The sequence below is a fragment of the Kitasatospora sp. NPDC059327 genome (assembly GCF_042752535.1).
Classification (GTDB): domain Bacteria; phylum Actinomycetota; class Actinomycetes; order Streptomycetales; family Streptomycetaceae; genus Kitasatospora.
Window position 1 is genome coordinate 60,806 of sequence record NZ_JBHYYB010000003.1, and the last position, 15,878, is coordinate 76,683.

The 15,878-nt window shown below is 73.4% G+C and carries 17 protein-coding genes and 1 tRNA gene; 2 read left to right on the top strand and 16 right to left on the bottom strand.

What is annotated here, in order from left to right:
• Positions 1-302: 302 nt before the first annotated feature.
• On the top strand, positions 303-1,970 hold the full coding sequence (locus ACFXHB_RS02725; protein ID WP_380571505.1) for a DoxX family membrane protein: 1,668 nt from the start codon (positions 303-305) through the stop codon (positions 1,968-1,970).
• A 154-nt stretch (positions 1,971-2,124) separates the two neighbouring features.
• Here ACFXHB_RS02725 and ACFXHB_RS02730 read toward each other — a convergent pair whose 3' ends face one another.
• The 3 genes from ACFXHB_RS02730 to ACFXHB_RS02740 form a co-directional block, all read right to left on the bottom strand.
• Positions 2,125-2,979, bottom strand: a complete 855-nt coding sequence (locus ACFXHB_RS02730) for an NDP-sugar synthase (protein WP_380571506.1) — start codon at positions 2,977-2,979, stop codon at positions 2,125-2,127.
• 119 nt (positions 2,980-3,098) lie between these two features.
• Positions 3,099-3,539 carry a hypothetical protein gene (locus ACFXHB_RS02735; RefSeq protein ID WP_380571507.1) on the bottom strand — a complete coding sequence of 147 codons (441 nt, stop codon included), beginning with the start codon at positions 3,537-3,539 and terminating at the stop codon, positions 3,099-3,101.
• 186 nt (positions 3,540-3,725) lie between these two features.
• Positions 3,726-4,817: an ABC transporter ATP-binding protein gene (locus tag ACFXHB_RS02740; RefSeq protein WP_380571508.1), complete on the bottom strand. Its 1,092-nt coding sequence runs from the start codon at positions 4,815-4,817 to the stop codon at positions 3,726-3,728.
• 281 nt (positions 4,818-5,098) lie between these two features.
• Between ACFXHB_RS02740 and ACFXHB_RS02745 the strand changes: the two genes are divergently transcribed.
• Positions 5,099-5,172 (top strand) — tRNA-Thr (locus tag ACFXHB_RS02745).
• An 88-nt stretch (positions 5,173-5,260) separates the two neighbouring features.
• On the opposite strand, the gene xerC is transcribed toward ACFXHB_RS02745, so the two are convergent.
• The 13 genes from xerC to ACFXHB_RS02810 all read right to left on the bottom strand — a co-directional run bounded on the left by xerC (position 5,261) and on the right by ACFXHB_RS02810 (position 15,861).
• Complete coding sequence (gene xerC / locus ACFXHB_RS02750; protein ID WP_380571509.1) at positions 5,261-6,412, bottom strand: tyrosine recombinase XerC; 1,152 nt, start codon at positions 6,410-6,412, stop codon at positions 5,261-5,263.
• Entirely contained in the window at positions 6,412-6,600 is a 189-nt protein-coding gene (locus ACFXHB_RS02755) for a helix-turn-helix domain-containing protein (protein WP_380571510.1), read from the bottom strand. The genes xerC and ACFXHB_RS02755 overlap by 1 nt, the downstream gene beginning before the upstream one ends.
• Before the next feature lie 372 nt (positions 6,601-6,972).
• Complete coding sequence (locus tag ACFXHB_RS02760; protein WP_380571511.1) at positions 6,973-8,541, bottom strand: YfjI family protein; 1,569 nt, start codon at positions 8,539-8,541, stop codon at positions 6,973-6,975.
• Between the two features lie 70 nt (positions 8,542-8,611).
• A complete protein-coding gene (locus ACFXHB_RS02765) occupies positions 8,612-9,547 on the bottom strand; it encodes a bifunctional DNA primase/polymerase (RefSeq protein ID WP_380571512.1) in 936 nt (311 codons plus the stop codon).
• Positions 9,537-9,707, bottom strand: coding sequence for a hypothetical protein (locus ACFXHB_RS02770; RefSeq protein WP_380571513.1), 171 nt, complete (start codon positions 9,705-9,707; stop codon positions 9,537-9,539). The genes ACFXHB_RS02765 and ACFXHB_RS02770 overlap by 11 nt, the downstream gene beginning before the upstream one ends.
• Positions 9,708-9,716: 9 nt before the next feature.
• Positions 9,717-10,715, bottom strand: coding sequence for a DNA cytosine methyltransferase (locus ACFXHB_RS02775; protein WP_380571514.1), 999 nt, complete (start codon positions 10,713-10,715; stop codon positions 9,717-9,719).
• 168 nt (positions 10,716-10,883) lie between these two features.
• Positions 10,884-11,312: a hypothetical protein gene (locus ACFXHB_RS02780; protein WP_380571515.1), complete on the bottom strand. Its 429-nt coding sequence runs from the start codon at positions 11,310-11,312 to the stop codon at positions 10,884-10,886.
• 32 nt (positions 11,313-11,344) lie between these two features.
• Positions 11,345-11,536 (bottom strand): hypothetical protein, encoded by a 192-nt coding sequence (locus ACFXHB_RS02785; RefSeq protein WP_380571516.1) that lies wholly within the window; start codon positions 11,534-11,536, stop codon positions 11,345-11,347.
• A gap of 210 nt (positions 11,537-11,746) precedes the next feature.
• Entirely contained in the window at positions 11,747-13,792 is a 2,046-nt protein-coding gene (traB, locus tag ACFXHB_RS02790) for a plasmid transfer protein TraB (protein ID WP_380571517.1), read from the bottom strand.
• Between the two features lie 138 nt (positions 13,793-13,930).
• Complete coding sequence (gene traA / locus ACFXHB_RS02795) at positions 13,931-14,578, bottom strand: plasmid transfer protein TraA (RefSeq protein ID WP_380571518.1); 648 nt, start codon at positions 14,576-14,578, stop codon at positions 13,931-13,933.
• 20 nt (positions 14,579-14,598) lie between these two features.
• Positions 14,599-15,153, bottom strand: a complete 555-nt coding sequence (locus ACFXHB_RS02800) for a hypothetical protein (protein ID WP_380571519.1) — start codon at positions 15,151-15,153, stop codon at positions 14,599-14,601.
• Between the two features lie 20 nt (positions 15,154-15,173).
• A complete protein-coding gene (locus ACFXHB_RS02805) occupies positions 15,174-15,419 on the bottom strand; it encodes a hypothetical protein (RefSeq protein WP_380571520.1) in 246 nt (81 codons plus the stop codon).
• Positions 15,420-15,435: 16 nt separating this feature from the next.
• Positions 15,436-15,861: an ATPase gene (locus ACFXHB_RS02810; RefSeq protein ID WP_380571521.1), complete on the bottom strand. Its 426-nt coding sequence runs from the start codon at positions 15,859-15,861 to the stop codon at positions 15,436-15,438.
• Positions 15,862-15,878: the final 17 nt, after the last annotated feature.

Genomic DNA, 15,878 nt, shown 5'->3' on the forward strand with positions numbered 1-15,878 from the left:
CACCACCGGGCCTCGTCGGGGCCCGGTGGTGCCGTTTCGGCGCAGCACAGACGGGTCGGCCGCCGCAGGAGATCTTCCGGATTCTCCGCAGTCCGCCCGCAATTCGGGTGAAAGCGATCGGGCCCGATCGCTTTTCTCATGATCACTTCAAGTCGGCGCCGGACATCCACCCGGGAGAGTGTCCTAACCGGGTGTCACCCGGTTAGACGGGTGTGGACACCAGAACACCTCGGCGCCCCCTCCTGGGCAGCGGCAGCACCGGGATAGACGCGGGCGCGGGCCCCGGCCTCAATACCGTCAAGGTGCCGTCCGACCCTGCGCGCCTCAGCATCACCCAGGCGAGCTTCCGGCTGCGGCTCGGCACCCCGGTGGCGCCGCTGATCGACGCCCCGGCCGGACTGCTCTCCACCGGGGCCGCGTTCGGCGACCCGTACGCCGGTCAGGGCCTGATCCGCCGTCCGCTGGTCACCCCGCAGGTGGTCGTGCCCGTCTCGGCCGTACCGGCGCTCGCCGGGGCCGGCGGCGCCGGTGGACCGCGCCGCAAGGGCCGGGTCACCGCCGTCACCTGGACCGGCCAGGCGCCGCCCGGGGACCAGGCGGCCACCCAGCTGCTGGAGGCCGTCCGGTTGACCGGCCTGCCCGCGCCGGCCGGAGTCGGCGGGCGCGCCACGGTCGGCGGCTCCTCGGTGGGTGGCTCCTCGGCGGGCGACGACACCCGGGTGATCCCGTCGTACGCGGGCGCCCGGACCGTCCCGCGCCAGCCGCGCGAGGGCGGCGGCACCGCCACCGAGGCGGGCGTCGGCCCGGTCGGCGCGCCCCAGGGCTGGACGCCCAGCGGCGAACTGCCCGAGGTCTCCGCCACCGCGGGCGAGGGCAGGCCGCCGTGGTACCCCGGCCGCCGCGTGGACCTCGGCCTGGTGCTGCTGCCGCTGCGCGCGGTGCTGGGCTCGCTCTCGGTCTACGCCGGGTTCAGCAAGCTCTGCGACCCGGTGTACTTCGACGGCGGCGAGCGCGGCTCGATGATGCGCTGGCTCTCCTCGCTGCACCCCTGGAAGGTCGCCGAGCCGCTGCTGGCGTTCGCGATGGCCCACCCGGTGGGCTCGGGCCTGGTGGTGTCGTTCACCGAGATCGTGGTGGGCGTGCTGACCATCCTGGGCCTGTGGCAGCGGCTCGCGGCCGGAGCGGCGATGCTGCTCTCCGCCGCCCTGCTGTTCACCGTCAGCTGGCGGGCCGTGCCGGTCTACGACACGCCCGACCTGATCTTCCTGGCGGCCTGGAGCCCGCTGCTGATCGCCGGAGCGCCGTTCGCCTCGCTGGACGGGCGGCTCAACCTGGAGGCCTGGCGCCGCCACGGCCCGGACGCGCCGGCGGCGCAACGCCGCCGGGTACTGCGGCGCGGCGCGGTGGTGACCTCGGTGGTGGTCGGCCTGACCCTGCTGCTCGGGTCGATGCTGGGCGCGGCGGTCCGTACCGGAGGCCGTCCGCACCCCGCGCCGTCCCGTCCGGCGACGGACTACGGCACGCCGGTCTGGCCGAGCGGCGGGCCCTCCGTCGCCCCCGGCGGGCAGGGCCCGTCCACCTCGCCCTCGCCCGCGGCCCCGCGGCCGGCCGCGCCCGCGGCGGGCTCGTCCGCACCGCCGTCCGCGGCGCAGGCGCCGGCCTCGGCCTCGGCCTCGCCGAAGGCCGGGACGGCCACCCCGAGCGGCAAGGCACGGTCGACCAAACCGGAGGGCGGCGCGAGTTCGGCCCCGGCGGTGGCAGCGCCGCCGACCGCGGCCCCGGCCGCCTCGGCCCCCGGGCAGCGCACCACCCCGGCGGCGGGCGGCGGTTCGGCGACGGCACCCAGGCCGAGCCCGAGCAGCAGCTCCGGTGCGGGGCTGCTCGGCGGCGTGCTGGGCAGCGCGCCGCTGGCCGAGCTGTCCGGCGGCGGCGCGCGGAACTCCCGGCCGGGGTCGCCGACGGCCACCTGACGGGCCGTCGGGCCCCTCGGGGAACGCGAGGTGGCCGGGTGCTCCGTGGGGGAGCACCCGGCCACCTGTCGTGGCGTGTGCGTGGTGCGTGGTGCGTGGTGCGTGATGCGTGTGGCGCCCCGGGGGCGACTACGGCGGTGTGCGGTACTCGCGGTTACGGTGTGCGGCCGGCTCCGGCGGCGAGCTCCTTGGCGGCCTCGGTGAGGTCCTTCGCGGTGTCGATGGCGCGCCAGTAGACGCCCTGCGGCAGCTGGTACCCCGCCAGGCGCTTGCCGCGCGCGAGTTGGGGGAAGGTGGTCCGCTCGTGGTCCCCGACGTCCGGCAGCAGCTCGGCGAACTCCGGGCTGAACACGTACAGGCCGGCGTTGATCAGGAAGGGCGAGGGCGGGGCCTCGATGAAGTCCAGCACATTGCCGAACTGGTCGGTCTCCACCGCGCCCCACGGGATGCGCGGCCGGGCCAGCGCGAGCGTCGCGACGGCGTCCCGCTCGTGGTGGAAGGCGGCCATGTCGCGCAGGCTGAAGCGGGTCCAGATGTCGCCGTTGGTCGCGTACCAGGGCTCGTCCGGGCGGGGCAGCGCCTTGGCGGCGTACTTCAGCCCGCCACCGCGGCCCAGCGGTTCGGCCTCGACCACCGTGCGGACCTGCAGCGGCAGGTCCGTCCGGTCAAGCCACTCCTCCAGCACGCCGGCCAGGTGGCCGCAGGAGATGACCACGTCCGTGACGCCCTCGGAGGCGAGCCAGGACAGCTGGTGCCCGAGGATCGGCGTACCCGTGCCGGGAATCTCGACCAGGGGCTTCGGCCGGTCGTCCGTGTAGGGCCGCAACCGGGAACCCTGGCCACCGGCCAGGATGACGGCCTGGGTGACGGTCTGGACGACGTTGGTCGTGCCGGGCAGGGTGGCGGACGCCGTGCTGGGCGTCGCGCCTGGCGGGGACGGCAGTGGCCGCGGTGCCCGGGGTGCCGGGGAGGACGTGCGGTCGGCGGTGGGGCCGGAGTCAGCGCTCATGCCAGCACAATAGGCCGCGGCCGGGGTGCGGAACCGTGGGTTCCGCCGTCGGACCGACCGCCGCCCGGCGCAGGTCGGCCCGGCCGACTTCGTCGACCTGGCCGACCTGGCAGTCCGACCTAGCCGGTGACGCCCGAGGCGAACGAGCCGTCACAGACCGGGCGGGCGAAGGAGCGGGCCCGCTGGACGTCCCCCTGGTACTTGCGCACGGCCGCCTTGCCCAGCTCGCCGGCGAGCGCGGTGCAGTACGGGGTCAGCGAGGGCTGCTCGCGCATCGAGCGCTCCAGCAGGTCCAGCGCGCTGCCCGGGTTGTGCGCGCGCAGCTCGTCGAGCAGTGCGACGCGCAGGGCGTCCTGCGGGGCGGCACCCTCCGGGCTCCTGGCCCCGGGCGCCCGCCCGATGCCGGCGCCGTCCTCGCTGGAGGCCGCGACGACCTGCTGGTCCAGCCCGGTCGGCGGAGCCCACGGCACCCTGGTCACGGCGAGGGTGCCGGTGGTCACCAGGACCACGGGCAGGGTCAGGGCGATGGTCTGGCCGATTCGGCGAACAAGCTGCTTCACGCTCAGGAGAGTAGCGGTGGGTGGGGGCCGGATCGCGCTCCGTTACACCATCGAGTGACGCGGTGTCCTGGTTCGTCCCCTCGCCGTGTTGACGCCGGTGCCCGGGACGGCCGAACGACGACGGAGCCCCGCCGGACCAGGGATGGTCCGGCGGGGCTCCGTCCGGTCGCTACCGACCCGCGGGGGTCAGTTGCTCAGGCGGGCGCCGGAGGTGGTGGAGAAGACGTGGGTCTCGTTGGCGATCGGCACCACGTGGATGGTCTCGCCGCGCTGCGGGATCTGGCGGCCGTGCACCCGCACGACCAGGTCCTTGTCCTCGCCGCCGAGCTTGGTGGTGCCGTAGACGAAGCCGTCGGAGCCGAGCTCCTCCACCACGTTGACGGTCACGGCCACACCCTCGATGCCGCCGGCCGGGACGATCTCGAAGTGCTCCGGGCGGACGCCGACGGTCACCGACTTGTCGGTGCCGGCGCCGGAGAGGTCCTCGCGGGAGATGTTGACGACCGAGCCGCCGAACTTCACCCCGCCGTCCACCAGCGGCACGTCGATCAGGTTCATCGCCGGCGAGCCGATGAAGCCGGCCACGAAGAGGTTGGCGGGCCGGTCGTACATGTTGCGCGGGGTGTCGACCTGCTGCAGCACGCCGCCCTTGAGCACCGCGACGCGGTCGCCCATGGTGAGCGCCTCGGTCTGGTCGTGGGTGACGTACACGGTGGTGATGCCCAGGCGGCGCTGCAGGCCCGCGATCTGGGTACGGGTCGAGACGCGGAGCTTGGCGTCCAGGTTCGACAGCGGCTCGTCCATCAGGAAGACCTGCGGCTCGCGGACGATCGCGCGGCCCATCGCGACACGCTGACGCTGACCACCGGAGAGCGCCTTCGGCTTGCGGTCCAGGTACTCGGTGAGGTCGAGGATCTTCGCGGCCTCTTCGACCTTGGTGCGGATCTCCGTCTTGTTGACGCCCGCGATCTTGAGCGCGAAGCCCATGTTCTCGGCGACCGTCATGTGCGGGTACAGCGCGTAGTTCTGGAACACCATCGCGATGTCCCGGTCCTTCGGCGGCAGGTGCGTGACGTCGCGGTCGCCGATGCGGATGGCGCCGGCGTTCACGTCCTCCAGGCCGGCCAGCATCCGGAGGCTGGTCGACTTGCCACACCCGGAGGGGCCGACCAGGACGAGGAACTCACCGTCCGCGATCTCCAGCTCCAGCGCGTCCACCGAGGGCTTGTCGGCCCCGGGGTAGACACGGGTCGCCTTGTCGTACGTCACAGAAGCCATGGCTGTGCTCTCCTTCACCGGCAGGAACGTGCCGGACGATCCGAGTAAAGGTGGATGTCGTGCGCGGGCCCGCCTCGTGGTCTGAACCACTGCGCGAACCAACTCCCGGCGACGCTACCCGCGCCTCCGCCGGTTGTCAGCCCCTGGTCGACCGGAATTCGGCATCGGTTCCATCACGCCCGCCCCGCTCCCGCCAACCCCCGGATATGCCACCACCGGCCCACCACCGCCCGGTAGACTGCCCCCGGTGCCGCCGTGACCTCGTCGCGGACGGTCACCATGCCTCCTTAGCTCAGCTGGCCAGAGCACCGCTCTTGTAAAGCGGGGGTCGTCGGTTCGAACCCGACAGGGGGCTCCGCTAACGGCCCAGGTCAGATGGCCGAAGAACGCAGAACGCCCCGGGCTGTGGTCAGCCCGGGGCGTTCTGACATCTTCGGATGACATCAGTCGGTCTTGCGGCGGCGCTTCAGCAGGCGGTCCATGTGCCTCATCGCCTCCCGCTGCTTCTCCTGCACCACGTGCGTGTAGACCTCCATCGTGACGGCGATCTGACTGTGCCCGAGGATCGCCATCAGGTCCCGGGGCGCCACGCCCGCGGCGGACAGAAGCGTCGCGCACCCGTGCCGGGTGTCGTGCAGCCGGATCGGCGGCAAGGACTCGGCCTTGGCCACCCGGGTGAACGAGCGGGTGAGGTTCCGCGGCTCGATCGGCTGACCGGTCGCCGTGGTGAAGACGGAGCCGGACTCCGGCCAGTCCCTCCCCGCGGCCAGTCGCAGGCGTCGCTGCTCGGCCTGGCGGAGTCGCTGCCAGCGAAGGGGGGCGACGCACATCATCGGCAGCGGGATGACGCGCTGGCGGCGCGACTTCGGGCTGTCCTCGTACAGCTCGCCATCCCGGCGCTGGAGTTGGCGCCGGACGGTCAGGGTGCGGCTCTCCAGGTCGATGTCGGACCAGTGCAGCCCGAGGATCTCCCCCCGCCGCAGGCCGAGCGCCACGGCGAGGACGAACGCGGCGTACATCGGGTCACGCCGGGATCCCTCCAGGAAGATCAGCGTGTCGTCGAGGCTCCAGGGCTTGGTCACTCGGTACTCCACTCGGGGGGCTTGAACGAGCTTGGCGACGTTGCGGGTGATCAGTTCGTCCCGCACGGCGGCGGAGAGGGCCGTGCGGAGCACCAGGTGCGACTCCTTGGCGGTAGCCGTCGACACCTTCTTGGTCATGGTGTTGATGAGTCGGCGGACATCGGCGGTGCCGAGCTTCTCCAGGCTCTTCGAGCCGAGCGCCGGGACCAGGTGGAGCCGGATGTGCATCTCGTACTTGTCGTAGGTCGTGCGCTTGCGCTGCGGCTTGATGAAGTGCTCCAACCAGTACGGGAGCCACTCGGCGATCTTGGCCGACCGGGTGGGCGTCGGAACGCCCTGCCGGTCCCGCAGGACCAGTTCCTGGCGCTTCTCGTCGCACTCCGTCCAGGTCTTGCCATAGACGAACTTGCGGGCGCGGGTGCCGTCGGGCTGGGGGACGTAGACGGCGGCCTGGTATCGGCCGTCCTTGCGCAGGGTCACGGTGCCGGCGCCGTTCGGGTTGCGCTTCGCCATCAGGCGGCCTCCTCCATCTTGGTGCGGACGTAGTCGTGCAGAGCGGTGACCGGGATGCGGCGGAGGTTGCCCTCTTTGAAGCTGTCGAGCTTCTTGGTGCGGATGAGGTCGTAGACCTTGCTGCGGCTCATGCGCAGGGCCTCCATGACCTCGGGGACTTCCAGAACGAGCGGCGGGATTGCGATCACGGCGGCTACTCCTTGACGGAGGGGGCGGGGTGACGCGGGGACGGGTGGCTCTCGCTGTGGCGGGCGGGGCGGGGGTTCCACAGAAACCACGGAATCCACAGAATCCCGGATTGTGGCCGCTGACCTGCGGTGATGTGGCGGGGTGCGGTTCTCCACAGAAGTCCGCGCTAATTCCACAGAAATGGGCGGGCGGGGCTGAGGGCCGCCACCGAATGGTGATCAGTGGCGGCCCGGCGCGGGGAGGGCGGGTTTCTGTGGAATTTCGGGTGGTTTGTGTGGTTAGCGGGGTGGGGTGGCTGGGGTCCTGGTCAGAGCTGGTGGCGGTGGCTTTGGTGGATTCCGTGGTTTCTGTGGGCGGGGTCCTGGGGTGGATCAGTGCGGGTGGGTGAGGGTCGGGTGGGTGGTGTAGCGGGGGGCGGGGGGTCGGCCTCTGGTGCCGGGCGGGCGGGGCGGCGCGGGTTCGGAGCGGAGCCAGCCGTGGTCTTCGAGCAGGCTCAGTGCTGCTTCCAGGACGGTGACGGTGGGGAACTCGGCGCGGGAGAGCCTGGCCATGAGGTCCCGGCGGGAGAACGAGGGGGCGGGGTTTGCCCTCAGGTGAGCGAGGACGGTGCGGGCGCCGGAGAGGGCGGTGTCCGCGCCCATGGCCTCGAAGACGGTGAGGGCGTGGACGGTGAAGTACTCGCCGAGCCGGATCGCGGCGGCGACCGTTTCGGCGGTGATGGGCTTCTTGTGGCCGTCACCGCCGTGCTCGGCGAGGTGGAGCAGACCGGAGATCCGCACGACGGCGCCGACGAGCTTGCCGGCCCACTTGGAGATATGGCCGAGCGACCCGCCCCGGGCGTCAAGGTGCGGTTCGATGTGATCCTGGTAGCGGATCACGGCATCGACAGCGTCGGGTGTGAGGGCGAGGACGGCCGGGTCGGTCCACCCAGCCAGGTCCAGAGTGAGCGCGGCTACGTTCCGCTCGTACTCCTCGGCGACGTCATCGGGGATCAGGTCGGGAAGGGACTTGCGCCGGCCGACGAGCGATTCGGGCATGGAGTACAGGAACCGGGCGAGCAGGCCGCGCCCGTCGAAGCCGCGGTTGTGCCCGATGTCCTCCAGCACCGACGGCTGGACCGCGAGAGCCATGGTCAGCGCGGGGTTCTCGATGTACTGCTTATCGCGGGACTGTCGGTTGACCTTGAGCAGGTCCCCGGCGTGGCCCTTCAGGAAGACCTCCATGTCGGGGTTGCCGCCGGAGTAGCGGCCGGCGATGGTGTCGAAGATGCCGCCCTCGGCGGACATGACGGCCAGTCGGCCGCCCTGCTCGGCGAGCAGGGTGGTGATCGCCGCGGGGGTGCCGTCGTCCGCGATGAGCTGCGGTTCGGCCGGGACGGTGATCTCCTCAGCGATGCGGGCGAGGTCGATCGCCTGGCCCGCGAGCTTCTCCCGGTCGTCCTCGCTCGCGCTGGCGGCCTTGGCGGCGGCCTTCTCGGCGGTGGCCTTCGCGAGCTGGGCCGTGGTCCTGGTCTCGATGATCGCGGCGGCGCTCTGCTCCACCAGCGTCCGTTCCACCTTCACCAGCGGGCGGGCCATCGCGTCGAAGACCGCGCTCTTACGGTTGGCCGGGGGCAGGGCGACGACCACGTAGAGGTTCACGGGTTCGCGCCACCGGCCGCGGGCGGCGACCACGGCCCGCCCGCCGCCGGCGACGGCCAGCACCGCCAGCGCGAGACACCCGGCCATGTCGACGGGCGTCTGCGTCTCCTCCGCCACCGCCTTCACCATGGCGCCCAGCCACCCGGGCAAGGCGTCGGTGGGGAAGACGGGCAGGGCTCGGGGCTCGCCGAGCGGGATCGGCTCCTCCCAGCCCCGCGGCGAGGCCAGGACGACGGCCGGGGCGGCGTCCTCCCACCCATCGGTGAACAGCGACTCGGACGGCTCGATGGGGGCGTTCACGCGGTCCACCCCCTCGGGCGATCCCCCGAGGAAAAGCGCCTTTCCTTGGCGCAGGCCGGGTGACGGTTGCTCATGCGGCCCGCCCCACCGTGGTGGCGCCCCGGGCCAGGCCGTTGGCGATGGTGCGCCGGCACTCCGCCTCGCCGAGACCGGCCTGAAGGCCCGCGTTCAGCAGATCAGCGGTCGCGTCCGCCTCCGGCAGCGCGCCGGAGGCGACGAGGCGGCCGAGCGCGGCGGCGGACGCGAACAGCCGGTCGTTACGCCCGCCCTCGCCGGTGGCGCGGACCTTCTCCGTCTCCCGCTTCACGGCAACGGCCACGTAGGGCCCCAGACGGCCGATCCGTTCCCGCACGGCCGCCGCGTTCAGGACCACGACCGGGGCGGCCTTGGGGGTGAGCAGGTCGAGCAGCCAACCGGGCAACGGCACCGGATCGGTGTCGTTGACGACCGTGTAGGGGCGGTGGTTCACGACGCTGCCGGGGGCGACGACGTAGCCGCCGTGCGCCCGGGTGTCGACCTTCCACCCGAGCCCGTTGCCCTTCTCGCCGCAGGTGTTGCGCAGGGCTGCCCCGGCCGGGGCGGCGAAGTACAGGTGGGCGCCGCCCCGGCCGGTGCGGACCTCGAAGGTCTGCGGGAGCGGTTGGCCGTGCCGCTCGCACAGCGCGGCGAACACGTCCCGCCCGTCGGCGACACCCTGCCCCGCCCACCGGGCCGGGGGCACGTCGCGGCGGTGCTTGGGCAGGTCCAGATCGACCACCACCAGGCCGGACGGCCCGCAGGCCAGGCCGATGTTGTAGGGGGCGACCTGCCAGGCCCGACGGATCACGTCCGGCTCGGTGGTGGCGCGCCGCTCCCACCCGAGGTGGCCGCCAGCGCACGGGCCGGTTCGCTGGCAGTCGTCCTCGCCGTGCAGCGCGGGGTACTTCGAGCCGGGGGCCAGCGGGAACACCCGCCAACCCTGCTCAGCGACCGTCAGAGCGGCGGCCAGCATGGGGTCAGTGTTCAAGATCGGATCCTTCCTGGTCGGGGACCTGCTGCTCGGCGCAGACCTTGTGTGCGGGCCTGCGCTGCTCGTCCCGGAGTGGGGTGGGGCGCCCGCACCAGCGGCAGGGCAGGGTGCGGGTGCGGTCGAAGTGCCGTGCGTCGCGCCAGTCCAGGGCTGCCACGGCGCGGCGCTAGGCGAAGAGGGCGGCGGCGAGGAGGTGGCGGGCCAGCAGCGGAGGCACGGCATTGCCGATCTGCTGGCCGATGTCCCGGCCGGACCACGGGTGATCCGGCGGGAAGGACTGCAGGGCGCCGGCCTCGACCCAGCTGAACCGGTCCTCGACGCCGTCGTCGGCGAGGACACGGGCGCGGCTGATCTTCCCGGTGACGGTCGCGGACGGCTCCAGGCTGGAGCGCCGGCCGCGCGCCTTGGGGTCGCCGCCGGTCCCGTAGTTGGAGACCACGGTGAACGGACCACGTCCGGGGAGGACATCGGCCATGGCCGTCCAGGGCAACAGGTCCGGGTCACCGGTCGCCTGCGGGCGGCCCTTGGCGTAGGGGCGGTGGGTCGGTGCGGGCAGGGTGGCGGTACCGGTGCGGCGGGCGATGAGGACCGCGCGGCGGCGGGTCTGGGGCACGCCGTACTGCTCGGCTCGCATGACGCCGGTGGCGACGCTGTAGCCCGCGGCGCGCAGGATGCCGGCGTAGGTGTCCCAGACGGGCAGAACGGCCGGGACCTGCTCCAGGACGATCGCCCGGAACGGGCGCCTCGCGTCCAGGGCGTCGAGCGCCCACCGCAGCGGTTCCAGGACGAGCCGGATCAGGTCGTCCTCGGGGGTGTGGCCGTGGCGCGCGACGGGATGGCGGGCGGCGAGCCGGTGGGCGAGGGCGACGATGTCGCCGAGGGCCCGGCGGCCGGCGCCGGTCCCGGCCGCGCTGAACGGCTGGCACGGCGGCCCGCCCAGCAGCACCGTGGCGTCGGAGAAGTCGCCGGGACCGTAATGGCGGACGTCGGCCTCGATCGTGGCCAGCCCGGCCGCGCGGCGGGTCGCGCACGCGTCCGGGCTCCGCTCGATCCCGGTCACGTGGACGCCCAACTCGGCGGCGGGAAGGTCGAGTCCGCCGACACCGGCGAACAGGTCGACTGCCCGGCGGCGGGTAGTGGGTGTCGTGGCGTTTGGAGAGGGCATGCTGATCCCGTCTCTGGTAGACGCACGGCCCCGCAACAGCCTTGACCTTGCCGGGAGGGCTGCTGTGGGGCCTCGTGCTGCGCGGGAACGGTCCGTCCGTCCCCCGCACCACCCGGCCCGGCCGGCGGTCGTGGCGGTCCGGGTGGCACGGCGGTCGGCACGGGCCGGTCAGCGGTTGCGGTTGGTGACGTTGACGCTGAGGTTCACGCCGCCCTGCCCGCCCCGGGGCCCGGCCCCGCCGCCGTTCTTGAGCAGGTAGACGACGGCGAGGCCGGCGGTGACGAAGCCGAGCGCGGTGGTGGCGGCGGCGAGGGCCTGGGCGAGGAAGCCGATGCCGACGCCGGCGCCTCCGATCCCGATGCCTCCGGCGACGAGGCGTGCGGGCCACGGGTCGCGGGCCTGGATGGCGGGCAGCTGCGGGAGCGGGGTCGGGGTGTAGAGCTGGACGGGGGCGCCGTGCTGCACGGGAACCGGAAGAGGCGCGGCGCTCTGGTAGAGCGCGGGCGGGGCGGTGAGCGGGGTGGGCGCGGCGTAGTAGGGGGTGCCGTCCTGGGCGTAGATCACCGGGGCGGCGAACGGCTGCGGGGTGTGGTCCACGGTGGTGCTCCCGTCGGTGGGTTGGTGCGCGGTCAGTGGATGGTGGAGATGAGGTGGGCGAGGGCGGTGAGGGCGTCGTTCACGGGCTTGGCGAGGCCGGTGCCGGCGACGGTGAAGCCGGACAGCCAGACGAGGACGGCGGAGCCGGTGGAGACGCGCTGGGCGCGGACGAGGACGACGGTGATCACGCCGAACAGGAGCGCGGAGGAGATGCTGACGATCACTGGAGCGGGTCCTTTCGGGCGCCCCGGGGCGTGCCCGGGGCGCCGGCGGGCGGGGTGTCAGAGGGGTGTCAGAGCAGCCGCGGGGGTGGGCGTCTGACGCGTCAGACGGGGTGTCAGACGCGTCAGACGACCCTCGCGCGCACGCATTACCTGGGGAAACGGGCCGATCGGCGTCTGACGCGTCTGACGCGTCAGACGGCTATCGGCGGTTCAGGCGGCGGCGTGGTCGAGCGGGATGATCTCGTAGCGGCCGGCCTCGTCGGTCTCGCGCAGGCGGCCGGTGGAGACCATCGCGGACACCTCCGCGGAGACCCAGCTGCGGCTGCGGTTGAAGCGGTCGCAGTGCTCCATGAAGTCGGCCGGGGAGATCTCGGCGCGGCCCTCGGCTTCGAAGTCGGCCAGGATCTCGAACATGATCCTCTGGGCGTCGGCCTTGCCGACCCGGGTGCGCGGGGGGATCTTCGGCGGGGCGATCTCCACCACCGCCACGACCGGGGCCAGTTCGGCTTCGGGGTCGATCCAGCCGTCCTCGTCGTCGCTGTCGTCGGTGGGCAGGTTGTAGTCGTAGTGCACGGGGGTGGCCTCTTCCTGGTCGTAGACGGAGTCGTCCTCGTCCGCGCCGTGCCGGCCGTCGTGGTGGGCGGTGGGCAGGGCGGGGAGGGGGTAGCGGGTGCGCTGGGTGAAGGCCGGGCCGACCGCGTTCGCGGCGGCCTTGGCGGTGACCGGGTCGCACTGGGAGCGGATGTCGGCGAAGGCGACGACGGCCCATTCGATGTCCTCGACCGGGGTCATGTAGGAGCGGCCGGGGGTGGCCCAGAACGTCTCCGGGATGCCGTTGGCGACCAGGTAGGAGTAGCCGGGCTTCTTGTCCTTCCACGCCTGCGGGGAGGCTCCGGCGTCCATGGCCTCGTCGGGCAGCGCGAAGTTCGCGTCGCGGTCGTCGCGCAGGCCGAACACCCATGAACTGCCGAGGGAGGCGCGGGTGTCGGTGGAGATCTGGGTACCGGAGGCGCGTTGGAGGGAGACGACCAGGGAGATCCCGGCGGAGCGGGACTCCTGGGCGATGCCGGTGAACACGTCGTCGTCGGTCTCGCGGATGGTCTTCGCGGCCTCTTCGAACCAGCCGATCAGGTACGGCATGCCGGGGGCGCCGTCGGTCTGCGTCTCGGCGCAGGCCGGTTCCCACTGCTTGTAGCCGTACTTCGCCAGCCACGCGGTGCGGGCGGGGATGACCGCGCGCAGGGCGGTGATCATGGCCTTGGTGGACGTCATGTCGAGCGCGGCCCAGTCCAGCGCCGGCAGCAGCGGACCCAGGGTCTGTTCGGCCTTGGCCGGGTCGGACGCCCAGACGATGACGTCGCGGCGGGTGATGACCTCGTCCAGGGCGGTGATGCCGCCCTCGGACTTCCCGGAGCCGGTCATTCCCATGATCAGCAGGTGCATGGCGTTGCGGTGGGCGGCCGGGTCGCCGGGGAAGAACATCGCCATGTGGGCGCCGTCCTCGTAGATCCCGACGTGCACCGGGTCGGCGATCGACCCGCCCGGGTGCGAGGGTCCCGGGTAGATGGCGCCGGCCTTGAGCAGGTCGTGCGGCACCACGGTGAGCGTCGCCCGGGACGAGTCGTCCGCGTCCGGCGTCACCCGCACCGCGTTCTTCGCGACCTTCAGCGCACCGGCCAACCGGGGCAGGGCCTTCGAGACGTCGTCCGGCGTCAACTCCCCGCCGGGAAGCTGGAGTTCGAACGCGGCCTTGTTCGGCTGGACCGTGGCCGAGGTGACCATGGTCCTGGCGAGGCCGACCTTCTCCAACAGCCCCTTGTCGGCGCCCTGCCCACCGCCTTCGGGGTTGACCCGCAGGAGTTGGCGCACGTTCCACGTCGCGGCGAGGGCGGGTGCCCCTATCAGGTAGAGGCTGGGCAGCGGTCCGGCGGCGGGCCCGGCGAGGGCGGCCGCGGTGAACCACGACGTCCCGGCGGCAACCGTGATCGCGGAGTGGAGTCGGCGCTGGGCGGTGGTGGGCTTGCCCGCCCACCAGGTGGCGGCGGTCAGGCCGAGGGAGGCCAGGGTGAGACCGACCGCGCCGGCCGCCGAGCCGCCCCACATGTAGGTGGCGGGCAGGGACAGGACGCCGGTGCCGGCGGCGACGATCCACGGCGGCAGGTAGGGCTTGGCGCGGTGGAGCAGGTAGTCACCGACACCACCGGAGTGGGTGTTGGGGTCGAGCTGGAGAGTCGCGGTCTGGGCGTCGCCGGACACGATCTACCTCCCGGGTGGGAACTGCGGAATGTGGGAGAGGAGAGGCACCCGGCCGGGGCGGAACGCGACGCGGCTCACCCCGGCGCGGGGCGGGGTGCCGTGTCGCGCACCCCGCCCCGGCCAGGGACAACGGTGCTGCTAGCCGCCGAAGTTGAACTGCCGACGCGGGGCGCGGGGCGTGGCGACGCGGGAGATCTCCGGGTCGTACTCGCGCTGGAACGCGGCGTAGGCGCGGGCGATGCTGGCGGCGCAGTCCTTGGCGTCGTCGGCGGCCTTCTTCAGGTGCCGGGCCACCCGGCGGGCGCGGGCCTGGGAGCCGAACGGGCGGCCCTCGGGGTCCGGGACCTCCTTGAGCACGGCCTGCAGGATCTCGTGCGCCATGGCGAGGTCGAACGAGGCCTGCGCGAGCATCGCCCGGCCGCCCTCGCAGAAGTTGCGCACGTCGGCGTTGGTGAAGAACTCCGGGTCACCGAGCGGCGAGTAGTTCGCGCGCCCGCCACCCGCCCCGATCTGACCGCCGCCGGTACCGGCGCCGATCCCGCCGCCGGCCGCGCCACCGGTGCGGCCACCACCGCCGCCGGCGCCGGTGTTGCCACCGTGTCGGGGGCTGTAGTGGAAGTGGTAGCTGGCCTTGCTCCCGCCACCACCGCCGTTGCCGCGCTCGCGGCCGGGGTTGGGGCGGGAGGCGCCCGAACCGTTGGCGCTGGTGGAGCCGGGGGTGGGGGTGGAGCGGCGCGGCGGCGGGAAGGGGCTGCCGGAGCCGTGGTTGCTGGAAGGGGTGCTCATCTGGTTCTCCTTCGGGGAGGTCAGTCCTGCGCGGCCGGGTCGGGGGTGATCGGGGTGACGGTGAGGGCTCGGCGCCGGCGCCACCAGAGCGTCTGGGCGGTCGCGGTGCCGGCCAGCCACGGCAGGACCAGCGCGCTCTGGGCGGGGCCGAACCAGACGGCGGCGGCCGACCACGCCAGGACGGCCGCCAGGGCGGTGACGGCGCGGGTCCGGGCGCGGGCCTTGCGGCGCACGGCCGAACGCGGGTGCCGGCGCGCCGTCAGCGCCCACCCGGCGGGCAGCAGCAGCGCCGGAACGGCGAGGCCGAGCGCGATGCCGGGGGCGGTGGCGGACAGCAGACCGGCCGTGCCGAACACGGCGAGTCCGGCCCAGGTGGGCGCCCACGCGGCGCGGTGGCGCCACAGCGCACCGCCCGCCGAGCGCACCATTCGGTCGCCGATCGAGCGGCGCTGGGGGACGACCAGGATCAGCGGCGCGGTACCGGCGCCGAGGTCGAGCACGTGAGCGGTGGGCGACGATCCCCGCCGCCCCCGCTGGTGAGGTATCTGGATCTTCGTGGTGCGGGTACGGGACATGACGGTGCCTCCGTTGCGGGTCAGAGCCGGTCCGGCTCCAGCGAGAGGAACAGGACGTTGGCGGTCGCGGCCCGCGGCTCGACCCGGGCGATCGCGTCCCGGATCGCCCTGTAGGCCTCCGTACGGGAGGCTCCGGGCTGGCTCGGGTAGGTGCCGGAGTGGGTGATCACGCGGAAGCCGGACCCCATGGGGTACTGAAGCGTGATCACCCAGGAGTAGAGGGTCGGCGCGTCGGCGACGCAGGACTGCGGAACGGTCTCGGACACGGTGATTCCTCCGGTCTCAGGCGCCGGCCGGGGCGATGGCGTCCCCGGTGGCGGTGCGCTCGACGACGGGCTTGTCGAGGTCGCGGTGGGTGAGGTGGACGGTCGCGCCGGTCTTGGCGAGGCGCCGGGCCAGGGCCATGGCGACGGTGGCGGCGCGGTGGCGCCCGCCCGCGCAGCCGACCGCGACGGTCAGTGGCGCGTCGGCCGGTCCGGAGTCGAACGCGTCGGCCAGCAGGCCGGCGCCGACGATGGCCTCCCGAATGCCGGGGGTGGCGAGGACGGCCCGGCGGACGGGCAGGTCGTGGGCGGTCTGCTCGCGCAGGGCGGGGTCGAGGTGCGGGTCGCGGAAGTGGTGGCGCAGGTCGAGCACGAGCGTCGCGCCCTCGGGCGGGGCGCCGTGCAGGTAGCCGAAGCTCACGACGCGGATTTCGGTCACGGACATGGCGGGGGCTCCTGTTC